The organism is uncultured Shewanella sp. (genome assembly GCF_947491715.1).
GTDB lineage: Bacteria > Pseudomonadota > Gammaproteobacteria > Enterobacterales > Shewanellaceae > Shewanella.
Genome location: NZ_CANLKR010000039.1, coordinates 1 through 13,405, shown reverse-complemented (window position 1 = coordinate 13,405; position 13,405 = coordinate 1). Strand labels below are relative to the sequence as shown.

General features: G+C 43.9%; 4 protein-coding genes. All 4 read right to left on the bottom strand.

Annotated elements, in window-relative coordinates:
- Positions 1–39: 39 nt before the first annotated feature.
- Positions 40–1,722: a PfaD family polyunsaturated fatty acid/polyketide biosynthesis protein gene (locus tag Q0779_RS19700; RefSeq protein ID WP_298775309.1), complete on the bottom strand. Its 1,683-nt coding sequence runs from the start codon at positions 1,720–1,722 to the stop codon at positions 40–42.
- A gap of 61 nt (positions 1,723–1,783) precedes the next feature.
- Positions 1,784–7,768 carry a beta-ketoacyl synthase N-terminal-like domain-containing protein gene (locus Q0779_RS19695; RefSeq protein WP_298775307.1) on the bottom strand — a complete coding sequence of 1,995 codons (5,985 nt, stop codon included), beginning with the start codon at positions 7,766–7,768 and terminating at the stop codon, positions 1,784–1,786.
- The gene (locus Q0779_RS19690) at positions 7,755–10,115 is read right to left on the bottom strand and encodes a PfaB family protein (protein ID WP_298775305.1); all 2,361 of its coding nucleotides are present in this window, start codon (positions 10,113–10,115) and stop codon (positions 7,755–7,757) included. Before Q0779_RS19690 ends, Q0779_RS19695 begins: the two co-directional genes overlap by 14 nt.
- The coding region (locus tag Q0779_RS19685) for an SDR family NAD(P)-dependent oxidoreductase (RefSeq protein WP_298775304.1) at positions 10,087–13,405 on the bottom strand (3,319 nt) is incomplete at its 5' end. The genes Q0779_RS19690 and Q0779_RS19685, both read right to left, overlap by 29 nt.

The window sequence follows — 13,405 nt, the reverse complement described above, 5'->3', positions numbered from 1 at the left end:
ATACACTTAAAGAAGTTTAGTAAAACAATATCTTTAATTTCATCCCATTTTCTGCGTCGGTTGCCAGCGTTGTAATTCTGTTGGGAGTTTTATCCCTTGCGACGTAATAAAATTAATTCGATTCAAATAAGCAGCGCCATATAAGATATGTTTGGCGATATCCACAGCGTGTCGTTGCTTATAATCGGCTAAATAGCTGCCTTGAGCCCATTGATTAAAGGCGCCAAGTGCTGGTCCTGCCCAGATTTGGTAATCCATTTCACGTCCCGCTTCACCTATGTTTGACCAACGGCTGGAAAGGCCCAAATACCATCTAAAAATCAACGCCATTTTACGTTTAGGATGATTAAGCGCACGCTCAATTTGTTTCGGATCCCGCTCATTAAAGTGGGCGACTGTACCTTGCCAAATCGTCTCTAAACTGGCGCGAAACACTTGCTGTTCGAGTTTTTCTCGCTCATCAACAGGGATGGCATCAATGGAGTCGAAACGGGTGTAAATGTCATAAAGTTTATTGGCGCGCATAGGAAATAAGGTGCCACGCTTAACCACTTGCAGTTTAACACCCATTTCAAACATGTCGGCCGCGGGGGCCATGGTTACATCGGCCATTTCGGTGGTTGAAAGTAGTTTTCGCGTATGCTCACTGGCGCCGGCTTCAACGCATGCTTGGTTCACCGAACCTGTGACGATATAAGCCGCGCCCATATTAAAGGCGGCCAGCGCCGCATCAGGTGTGCCAATGCCACCGCCCGCTCCGACACGTAATGGTGTTGAGTATTGATACTCTTGTTGAATGCTATCTTTTAAGGCTAATAATGTGGGTAATAAGGTCACTAAGGGACGATTATCCGTGTGACCACCAGAATCTGCTTCTGCTGTGATGTCATCGGCCATGGGCACTTGTTGAGCGAGTTGCATTTGTTCGCTGCTGATCAGTCCCTCGTCCTTGAGTTTTTGCAATATTTTGATGGGGGCTGGCCGCATAAAGTGAGTGGCCACTTCAGTGCGGCTCACCTTGGCGATGACTTTATTGGCAATATGAATTTGTCCATGGTTATCGCGACTTAAGCCCGCTGCGCGATAGTAAACAATATGAGGCGTTAAACCTAAAAAGGCCGACGCTTCAACGGTGCGGACTTTATGCTTTAAAAAAAGCTCGACTGAACCACGCTCTAAGGCGGGTTCACTGGGGCTGTGAATGAGATTAAAGGCGTAAGGACCTTGAGGCAGCGCTGCTTGGATGCGATTGATCGCGGCTTCGACTCTTGAGGGAATAAGCCCTGCTGCGCCAAAGGAGCATAAAATGCCCGCTTTTCCGAGTGCGATGACTAATTCTTCAGAGGAGATCCCATTGGCCATTGCACCGGCATAGTAAGCATATTTCACGCCATGAACGCGCCTGAAATGGCTATCGCCTAAACTCTGCGTACCTAATGCTGGAGCAAAGGCGCTAACAGGAAGCACATTTTGGTTATGAGGCTGCGCTGTATTCGCTTGGTTGACTGAGGATGTGTCTTGTGTCGTCTCAAGTAAGCTTGGGTCGATAAGGGTCGCCTCTTGACTGATCCCGAGTCCTTTATCATTGTGATCAACCAGATAACAGCACTGACTAAAGTCCTTAAGTTGACTGCTTAGGCTATTGAGATCAAAGGCGAGTGTTGACATATTCACTTGCCATGGCCAAGGGCTTAACGATTCATTTTTTATGGTTGAGTTCATTTAGTTTTCACCCTGTTTACTGTGATTTTACTGTTGTGATTCTGGTTCATTACTGTTTGCATTAGGCTTCAACGACTCCAATAGCAATGTCGGTGACTTCATAAATGCGCAGTCCATCTTTACTGAGATTGGCATTGCCTATAATGGTAATTTGGCTTGCTGTTTTTTCAATAGCGGTAATGTGAACATCAAGAGACATTTGTTTATTCAATGGATTAATTTGTCCGCGATACTTCCATTGAATCTTGGAGAGTATTTGTTCAAATTTTGGATTGGTAAAGGTTTTGCCTAAGCCTTGATTAATCGCATAGGTTTGCATCAGTTCGATAATCGCTTGTACCCCTAATGAGCCGGGCATAACGGGATCTTGATGAAAATGAAATTGGAAAAACCAATCACTGGGATTGATGGTGCGCTGGGCAAATAAGTAGCCTAAGCCATGGCTCCCTCCCTTTTCAACGATGTCGACTTTGTCGATAAAATTAAGTTGTCCACCAGCGAGTTTATAGTGAGGCTGATTTTTAGGCGCAATAAAATAGGGGTTAGGCTTTACAGCTGCGCCCTGTAAATCAATGTGGTGATCGGCCTTTACCTCATTGACAATATGCCAAGGTTGAGTGGTTTGCCCTTTATCCAGTCCAAGCTGATCTTTGAGCGCCGAGGCTTTAAAGTAGCCAAAGACCGCTTCGCCCACATAAAAGGCTTGATTGTCGCAACTGAGTTCAAAAGTAAAACTTTGAATGATATTACTGCCGGCGATAACCGTTGAAAGTAACCGAGAATCATTAACGATGGTTTTGTCTCTTAAATCGACCTCTCTTAGCAGTTGGCCTTTTCCATCTAAATTTCTAAAAAAGAGTTCTTCTCCTGGAAAACCTAAAGTGGTGCCCATATAACCTGAAATAAATCCGTTAGGCTGCAGTGCAATTTCCATCAAAATAGCATAGGGCATGTTGGCTTGATGGTTATTTTGACTAAAGTACCATGCGTCATCAGGTACCTCGTATTCGGCAATACAGGAGGCGGGTTTATTCAATTCGCCTCGAGTCCCTTTGATGTCTATAACGCGTGTGGTGAGCTGTAAGTCACCGCAGGGCGTTCGTGGCGGAATAAGGCCGCGATAAATAGCAAAATCAGGACCGAAACATTGCTCGATGTCACCTGTGGCAAATTCAAATAAATGAAATGGCGTAAAGGGGAGGGTATCGGGTTGTCGATTAGGGTAGTCTTTTATTATCGGTGCAGGAGTATGAATTAAGGGGCGCACACCTTTATTAAGACTGGCATCCATGTTGGGTATTTTTTGCATCAAAGGTGCATTAGGATTGGTTTTTGGTGTACTCTCTTGTGGAAGTCTACCAGCCAAAGTGTGTTCTTCTGGCGTGCCTTTACCGTAAAGTGTGCACTCACTTTCTTCTTTTATCATGACGCCTAAATGTTGAAAGTCCACGACCACTTTACCGTCGAGCAGAATGTCGATATTCGCCTTGGCGTAGGGGTACGGGCTCAAACCTATTTCAGTGACTTCCATTTTATAGGTTAATATAGCCGTCTGAGGTAAGACTTGGCCTCGGCAACGCACTTGCTGAGCGGCATTTTCTAATGGCTGAAAACGGCCATTTTTAGTGTGTGTGTGCATGCCAAGATATAACATATAAAACTGCAGTAATTGACCACAGCCTTCAGCCATTAACGAGCCTGCCATGACGGGATCGTCCTTAAAATGGCAGGGAAAATACCAATGTTCGGGGGCTAATTGTTTTTGACCCTCCAGAACGCCTAATCCCCAAGCGCCCCCTTTATGATCAACATGGCTAACGGTTTCGATCATTAAGAATTTCTCGGACGCAAAGCATAATGATTTCTGTTGCTTTTCTTGAGCGTAATGATGCCCAAAACAGCCTTCTAAATTGGCGGATAATAAGTGACGAATGGCTTGATGGTCAAATTGAGTTTGTGGGCAATCCAGTAAAGGGAGAAAATGCTGCTTGGGGCCATTGAATGCGTTTAGTCTGGCTTTTAATTCCGCATCGGTGCGGATCACTCCTTTACCCTCACTGAGCTCTGCATCGGTAAAAAAGCCGGCACAACCGTTATCCATTTTTAAAATAAGTGTGTCATTGACATAACAGCGATAAGAGAAAAAGAATAATAAAGTTTCACCATTGCGAGCAAAGTGATTAATGCTGATGTCGTACCTTAAAGTGTCACCTCCGCGAGGTAAGTCCCCTAAAAAGGTCAGTGTACAGTCGAGTAAACGGTAGACACGTTCACCTTTATTTTCAAAATCAATCCCTAAATAGCTGATTAACATCAAATCACATTGGCCCGATTCTACCGCAACGGCCCATGGGATCTGTCCGTCGACTAAATAGGGCGCATTCTTTGGAATATCGTATTCAGTGGTCATGGTCGATGGACGATATTGATTGATTTTGGCATCAATTTTAGTGACGCGAGAGACCAATAAATAATCCGTTGTGGGAAGGCGGACTCGACGTGAATATTGATCGATTACGGCGTACTCAGGCCCAAAGACGTTAGCAATGTCACCTTCTGCATACTCCACTAAGTCATGGTAGTCCCAAATACAAGGTTTGGGCTCGGGCACTGGCGGCACATAGTTCACTGTTTCAGTGTTCACTCTGTCAGTGCTTGCTATCTCAACATTGGCCATGTCAGCGTTTGAGAGGGCAGTTGCAGTTGTTGGGGGCACAGCTGTTGGAGGAACAGTTGTTGAAGGCTTAGTATGTTGAATATTGGCTTGTGCCGTGTTTGATTGTACTGCTTTTGATTGTGCAGTTAATTGGGATCTTAATAAAGCGTCAGCCACTTTCAGTCCTGCGCTGCGACTTTCTAAAAAGGCACTGTGGGCTTGTTGAGTCAGTGTTTGATTGGCTTGCAGTTGGGTTAAATGCGATCCTCGCTTTTCTTGCTGTTGTTGAATAGGGTTCGGCGGAGCGGGTGTTGAGGTTTTTTTCATGGTGTTTGGCTGCGAATTGTCGAGTATCGATGTGGTGGTCGTTGACTGCGTAACATGGGTTATGGCATCAGTGACTCTAGGCTGAATATTCTTTTGGGTTCTATTATTAATACTGTTTTTAATACTTTCTTTAAGAGACGGTGGTACAGTGGCAATATGTTGGTAGATGTCTCGACCGCCTAAAATCACCTGTTTAATGACTTGCATTGTGGGCTTGTTTGAAGGAGAGAGCCTTGATGTTGAAGTTGTTGTTTTTTTGTGGTGCGTTAGCTTTTGCATTAATGCTGTTTGCTGTGCTTCATTTTGCTTTAACAGTATTTGTGAGCTTTGCTTATCCATAAAGGTTGCAATGAGTGCGGTTTTTTCCCTCAACGGCCCCTTAATTAACCTATTGTGTTTATTTAGCGTTAACAGCGCGTGGAGTAAACTCCCCATGCCTGATGCTGCAAAGCTGTGACCCATTCGATGACTCGCCTGAGTTTGTTCAGCCTGTGGGTAGCATGTACCCAGTTGATGAGCTGCCTCGATAAGCGCTGTGGGGTTTAAGCTGGGGGCGATATTGGTTTCTAATAAATCGATGTTGCGTAATGAGCGTGTGTTTGGTTGAACATTAAAGCTGATGTTGTCAATGGAGCCATAACTGTCAAGGTTATTTGACATGGCGTTTTGCGGCCTAAGCACTATGGCCCCAGCCCCTTCTCCGATAGCCCATTCTTTATTGGATATTGAGGGGGCGCCATTGGGATTTTGTGCCACTTTTTGTACGCGGCTTTTGATCATGACTTGCTCAATGCTACCAGATAAGTCTACCGCAGCGATGACGACAGCTTGCAGGGGATCGTGCTTGAGTGGACAGTCAATGTGATCCACCGCCATGAGGTTTTGAGCCACATCAATACAGCGATTAACCGATTGTTCTGCCGCTGAAATAGTAAACGCTGGGCCGTTAAAATCCCAAAGTGCAGCAATGCGTGACGCCATGATATTACCAATAAAACTCGTGTACTGATTGAGTTTTGCCGCATCAAGTACACTGTCCATCGTGATGGATTCTAATGTTTGGTATTCATCTTTTGTTAACGTTATTCCATGGGCTTCAAGACTTTGAGCAAGTTGACTGTGTAAATTAACGCGACCGCGAAATTGGTGCAGTTCAAGTTCGGTCTCCATGGCCACCAGCACAGCGACATTTTGTCCCGCTGTTAAGTTGGCATCAATGATGGCTTCATCGGCGACTTTCATTAAGAGTAATTGTTGAGGGATCAGCCTGTCATCGTCATTTGGTGGCAGTTTAAAGCGCAAAAAATCCAGATCAAACTGACCAATATAGGCCCCTTTAGGCGCTGATGATAAGCCAAATTGCTGTAAAATATCTGGATGTTTATCGATACCTTTCCAGCGTTGTTCGGGTAACGTAATAAAAGCATGTTGATCTTGTTCAATGGCTTGATTGAATCTATGAATGTCGTTTAGTGGCCCAAAATGCGCCGCTATTCCTGTAATGGCTAATGCTTGATAAGTGGATGCTGTGCTGGTGGTTTGCTGCTTGTCTGTTGACTGATGGTTTTTTAAAACGTCATTCGTTTCTTTATAACTGTTTAAGATCAGATGAGCGTTGCAGCCACCAAAACCAAAAACAGACACGCCTGCATGACGTTGATGCATGGCAGGGACTTGCTTACTCGGCCATGGGGTTACTTGAGTGGGGATATTGTGCTGACCAAATAAGCCTTTTGGTGATTGAATGGTTGATTCAATATTAATACTGGGCGGCAAGTTTCCTGTTTTCATCGCGAAGATCATTTTCATGATCCCAGGCATTCCCGCTGCGGTTAATAAGTGACCTAAGTTGGATTTTGCAGAGCCAATAAGCGGCGCGGCGCTGCCATCGAGTTTGTCGATGAAAAAGTCTTCCATGGAGGTCAGTTCCACTTTGTCACCTAAGGGGGTCCCTGTGGCGTGGCACTCAATGACTTCAACTTGTGAAGGGCTAATACTGCTGGCGCTGTAGGCACGCTCAAAGGCATTGACTTGTCCTTTGCTGTTAGGGCTTAGAACAAATTTTCCTTTACCATCATTGGATAAGCCTATGCTGTCGATGAGTGCGTAGATGTGATCCTCATCTCTGATCGCATCATCGAGTCTTTTAAGAACTAAGACACCTGCGCCTTCTCCGGCAAACAAGCCTTGGCTTTTGGTATCGAAAGGCGCTGAAATTTCATTTTTTGGCGCTCCATGCTCAGGATAAGCATGAAAAATCGAAAAGCCCATATTGATAAAGAAAGGGTCCGTGCCAGAAACGGCACCCGCCAACATCATATCAGCCTTGTGGGTATGTAAATAATCACACGCCAGTTTTAAGGAATACACTGAGCTAGCACAGGCTGCATCTAGGCTTAATTGTGGGCCTTTGAGTGACAGAGCCTCACTAATAATGTTAGAGGCATTGTGGGCAATATTGCCATCTTGTCCTTTGAGGTGAGTCGGTTGCTGAGCCTTATTTATCTGTGGTTGATTGACGGGATCTTCGCTTAAGGAAAAAGGCGTCAAGGTGAAGTCAACGGCTTGGCTTTGGTCGGTGAATAGGGTTGCTTGTAACGCTTTTTCGACCACGCTGTGATATAGGGGCAAAAATTGATGATTGGACTTTTGAGTCGGGAAAGACAAGGTGCCCATGATGATCCCCGTTCTTGCTAATACGCTTTCATTTAAGGCGATATTGGCATCCTTTAACGCATTTGAACAAGTGTGTAAGGCCCACTTTAAACTATCATCGAGATGAACTAATTCTTTGGCCGCAACATGGTAACCTGAAGGATCAAAATGGAAATCCTGAATATAGCCGCCTTTATCACAATAGAAGCGATCGGACTGCCCCTGTTGACCTTGATAATCACTGATTTCAGCGTTTAGTTTTTTAGCGGTTAACGGACTTCTGGCATCTTTTTTTTGCTTTAGGTTTTGCCAAAACGTTTGCGGAGAGTTTGCATCGGGGTAGAGTGCGGCTAATCCCACTATAGCAATAGAATTTTTGTTTTTTATTGGAGGCTTACGAGAAGACATTGACTTCTCCTTTGTCAAATATGGTGTGCGTCATCGGCGGAAAAATCGGGTGGTTATTTGGCTCAAAACTCATTAATAAAGGGGTCAAGGACAGTGGCACGTTTTGGCTGATAAGTTGCGCTAATACTTTGAGTAAATCGCTAATGCTATCACCGCCTTTGGTGTTGATAGCCATGGCATGATCTTGTTGCTGTCCATCAATATTTTGGCTGAATATTTTATTGATTAGCGTGGTGTTTTGCCTATCTGCGCCGATTTCAACAAAGAGCTTAGCCCCTTTTTTTTGTGCTTTTTGAATCAAAGCTGGAAAGTTTAAGGGCTGACAAAAGTTATCTGCTAAAGAGTGTGCAATCTTGTTAGCAGTAATGGCGAGGGTATTGTCGCTTTGTTGAAAGCTAAAGGCCTGTGGCTGGGCGGCGGCAATAAATTGTGTTTTTATCCTCAAGGCATCATTTTCCTGTTTGATGTCTTGGTGGTAAAAATGGACAACATCGCTATGGACATTCATGGCGGGGGGAGTATGCATAGCCGTAACGCGATTGGTGGCAATGCCTCGCTTATTTAATGCGTTTAATAAGGCTGTACATTGGGTTTCACATCCTGAAATGATACAAGTATCTCCTTGAATAATGGCTAAGTAAACACGAGGATATTGAGGTAAGAGAGTGTTAATTTCATCAACACTGGCTCTCACTAGAAAACTATTCCAATGAATGGGCTCTGTTTGTTGCCATGCTTGTTTTACAGTGTTTAATGTCCCTGAAACCATAGAGGTAAAGAGGGGATCATTTAAGGTTTTATCGATTAATTGATGAGGCGTTTTCCAGACGCCTAAACTGGCCCACATCGCGGCTTCACCCATTGAGTAACCGAGTGCAAAGCGAGGCGTTAGCTTAAATGTGCGGGTGAGTAACTGAGTGAATAAATAGCTTGTTCCCACTCCAGCAATCGCCAACTCAGCTAACGACATGTCATTGAGATTAAGTGTTTTTGTGGGAACCTTTTTTTTATTGCTAGTGACCTCTTTTTTATCGCTAGTGGCATCGATTTGATTGCTCTGATAGGCGGAATAAATTTTATCCGCTTGTAACATAGCACTTAAATGCCCTTCTTGTTCAAGTTGTGCAAAAAGTTGAGGAAAATAGGCATAGAGTTCATTGAACATGTTGGGATAAACGGTGCCCACACCAGGATAGACAAAAGTCAGTCCTTGCTCTCCTTGAGGCGCCGGAAAAAATACACTGCCAGCAGGGGTATGATAGGGCTTTTGGCTGTCTAATTGATTGGCCAACCTTGATAGCATGCTTGTTATTTCTTGGACTAACTCAAACAAGGAGGTGGCTTGGATCACTAAGGTCAATGTTAATTCTTTTGGCGCGATGATGGCTTTTTTAATGCTATGAGCTGCTTGTTGTCTTTGGGTAAAGTCTATCAAGTTTTGCTGCATCATCAGTGTAATATCATCGCTGTTACTGCGAATGTTTGTTTCAAGCTGAACCAATGTTTGCCTTAGTTGAGCAAGATTGTTCCCTGTAACAATAAAAAACAGTCTGCTACTGTGTAGCAAAGGTTTGGCATTAACTAAATCGCTGCCTTGGAATAACACTATGCTCGACATTGACTCATTGGTTGTTCGTTCACTGTCTAAGGTATGCTCAAATATTTTTGAGCTGGACTGTTTCTTAGAGGGCAGAAAGTTAAGGGTGGTGACGCGGCCTTTAAATGGCGCTGAAAACCAAAAGGACTCATGATTGTTATTCTTGTAAGTGCGGCTCATCATTTGATTGATAAGCTCAATGAGCTTGGCAAATTTATTTTCTGCATTATGCGTATAAATAGTGTGGTGTTTTATCTCCGTTTGGCGATGCATCACTTTGGCTTGTAATAGAGCGTTATGTTGTAATATTGCGAGTGTTTGCATCTCTTGTGGCGCTTGTGCTGATGACGCAAACTGCGCACTGGATAATATGGCGTGGGATGACCATTTTAATTTTGCAGCCTGAAGTGCTGGGATCATCAGTAAGCGGTGCGTGGTATTGCGGATCTGTACACAGACATTTTTTTTAGATTGATGAGTAATATCATCACTTAACTCATTATTTTTCAACCTTTCTATGGCTAATTGTAAATCCCCCTCAAAGCTTGTGAGGGGAAGATCTGTGATGGTGAATTTAGCCTCAAGCAAGCTAAGATAGGACAGGCTTATCTTAGCTAATGCTTGTTTGAGAGTGGGGAGATTCGGGACAACGAAGAGCGCAATGCGCAGTGGCATGTCACTCATATTCGTTTGTGCCTGAACGTTCGCCATATTAAGCGGGTTATACGCTAACATTATGGCTTGGCTCATGATTTAAGTTTGTCAGTGCAGTGTTTGGATGGGCATTAAATGCGGCATTCAAATTTTTGCTTATGGTAATTCTTGCTGATTGCATTATGGCACTGACTTGCCCATTTTGATGATAAAGCACGACATTGGCCAATAATGTTCGTTGAGTACTCTTAATGACCTCAAGGTGGATTGAGCCAACTTCGTTAGCCATTAATGGTGAGTAAGTGATAAATTCGCCAATACTGGAGGGGAGGCTGGCAGCATCATATTTTAGCCTTGCCCAGACAAGCATGGCTTGTAGCAAGCAGTCTTCTGCAAATGGCTGGCTCTCTCCTCGGTGCACACTGGGCGTAAAGACACCGCATTCTTCATTTAACACACTAGGTAAAATACATTGTGCGATTAAGGTATTATCATCAAAATAGGTGACTTGCTTAATGCCTTGAAAACGAGGTCCATGAAACAAACTGGCATTGTGATATAAGCGATTACCCGTTATAGAGGTAAATTGGCTAAGATCAGAGTCAAGTGTATTTATGGCTCCATTGGGCGCTCTGTCGTTTTCATGGTAAGGCGATAACGCTTGTATTTTTAAACGTGCACTATATTGAGGGAGTCCATCACAATGGATGATGGCCATCAGTTCATTATGGGCGCTCGTTGCTGACTTGTTCGGAGTTAAAGTGAGTTCCAGCGTTTTGCTGCCCTCATCAAAAATAACCCCTTTGAGTAATTTATAATCTTTAACCACAATGTGCACATTTGTTTCGAGCCTTATGCTTTCAGCATCTTGATTGAGTAAGCTAAGAGTGACTTGTTTCATCCATTGAATGGCACACACTGTGGGCAAAACAGGTTTGCCCGCAATACAATGATCTTCAATAAAAGAGATGTCAGCAAGGTTCAATATTTGCGTGAAAGTCAGCTTTTCATTGCCATTAAAAATGGAAGCAGTATTAAACCTATTTGAAGCCATACTTGAAGCTATAGTTGAAGCCATAGAGGCAGGCGAGTGTTGCGATAGGCTCACATCACTCGCACTAGGCTTTTTTGCAGCAGTACTCTCAACTTTTATTGATGTCTCATTTTCTTCGTGAGTGGTTCCTTGCATTGAACTGCCCACAAGCAACTGCACGGCATGGGGACGAGTCACGTTGTCACTGAGTAATACGTCATTAAAAAGCTGAGTACCCGCATCAATGGGTATGACGTAAACGCCACGCTCGGTAAACATTTTCTTCAGGGCTGGGTTGACCATACCGCCGTCCCATGGGCCCCAATTAAAGCTCATGACTTTCATATGCGGATGAGATTGATGCAATTGCAATGCGGCTTTATTTAAAATTTCATTGGCCATTGCATAATCGCTTTGTCCGGCATTACCATAAAACCCAGCGGCAGATGAAAATAGTGCAACTAATTTAAGTTTGCTTACATCGAGTACCTCTAACAGTGAATGTAATCCAGTGACTTTAGTGTTATAAACACGGTTAAATTCATCGAGGGTTTTATGTTGGATGTGCTTGTCAGCGAGAACTCCCGCGCCGTGAATAAGGCCTGTAATATCGGTGAGTGCGATCATGTTTTCTAAGTGGGATCTCACCGATGCTTTATCGCTAATATCCATTGCTAAGTATTCGGCACTGGCACCCACTTTCTCAAAGGCTGCCAATGCTTCATCGATCATTAAGCTGCTTTGAATGGGCCAAATTAACTGCTCAATATGTTTAGGTGTGGGAGTGCGATTTTGTGACATCTCATGGTTAACCGCTGCCGCTTTTAGCTCATTTGCGGTTTTGTTTTTTGCCCATTCAGGACGTTGTTCAAGGCTTAAGTGTTCACTGCGACCTGCAAGAATAAAGTGAGCTTGAGTTGACTTTGCCAAGGTTAATGCACATTCCAAAGTGACACCTTTTGCCCCCCCTGTGACTAAAATTTTATCGGTATGATCCACTTTTTGATGGCTACTAGCTTGCTTTAAGTGAGTCTCTGCTTCTTGGCTTGAGTCTTCCAAGGCTTGGGTTGGCACAAGTTGATATCGTCCTTGTGCATTGATCCCTATTTCAATTTCGTCTTTATTTGGATTAAACATTTCGTTAATGATGGCGGTACTTAAGGCACTGGCGTCTAAGTCTGGACAAATATCCATTGATTTACAATCAGTTAAAGGCCATTCATGACTTAAGGTTTTAGTCAGACCCGCTAATGCACCTTGATTTAATTCGGCGCTTTGTATGTGTGTTGGACTTAAGTAGCCAAATCCGCCATCGATACGACTGACAGTGATGAAGCTTCGGCGATGGCTGTATTCATTTCGACTGTTTTTTTCCACATGACTTTCTTCAATAGCGAGGTGAGGCTGCAGTAATTTAGCCCATAAAAGCGCATGTTGAATATGCTGTAAGCTTGCATCATTTAAATCCAATGCTTGCTCTGCATTGCCTTTATTTGAGTCTTTACTTGAGGGGGCACTTGGGTGTAGGTGGATATAGCCTGCAATCGTGCCTACGTTATTTAACATCTGTTTTATGACGCTTTTGATACTGGCTTCATCAAATGCTTGTATTTGGAAATGGGTTACTGCAGCATTTAAAGGCGATTGAGAGTAACCTGATGGCAAGGTGATGACTGCGGCATTTAATCCTTCTTTTTTCACTTTTTCGGCGAGCACGCCCGCATTATGACCGTCATCAATGATGACAATACACGGATTGTTACCGTATGCGGCAGTATGATCCGATGTCGAAGGTTTAGCTGCCGCTGGTTGCTTTTTTAGCGTTACTTCATTATGAGGAGGGAGCTGTGTGTTCGCAGAAAAAGTTGCTCCTATTGAGGATGCTTTTATTGCATCAATTTCATTATTGCTGTTTTGAGCCAGGCTTGGAGTACTATTTTGCGCATTATTTTCAATGCTGCTTTGAGCACTCTTTTGAGCATTGTTGTGAAAACTGCGATTTAAATAAGTGACAATTTCGCCTAAAGTGCGGCATTCGCTTAAATCATCGGGATTGAGCTCTGGCAGTTCGGGCTGCTGGTCTTGCACAGAGGCGAGAATTTCCACCCGTTTAATGGAGTCGATGCCTAAGTCTGCTTCCATGTCCATTTCAAGGGTGAGCATCTCTGCGGGGTAACCGGTTTTCTCGCTCACTACGCTCAGCATGCAAGTTTGAATGTCAGCCGTTTGAATGCTTTGGCTATTTAAAGTGTGGCTGTTTAGGCTTTGGCTATTATCACTTTGGCTATTTAGATAAGTGACAATTTCACCTAGCGTGCGACACTCGCTTAAATCATCGGGATTAAGCTCTGGC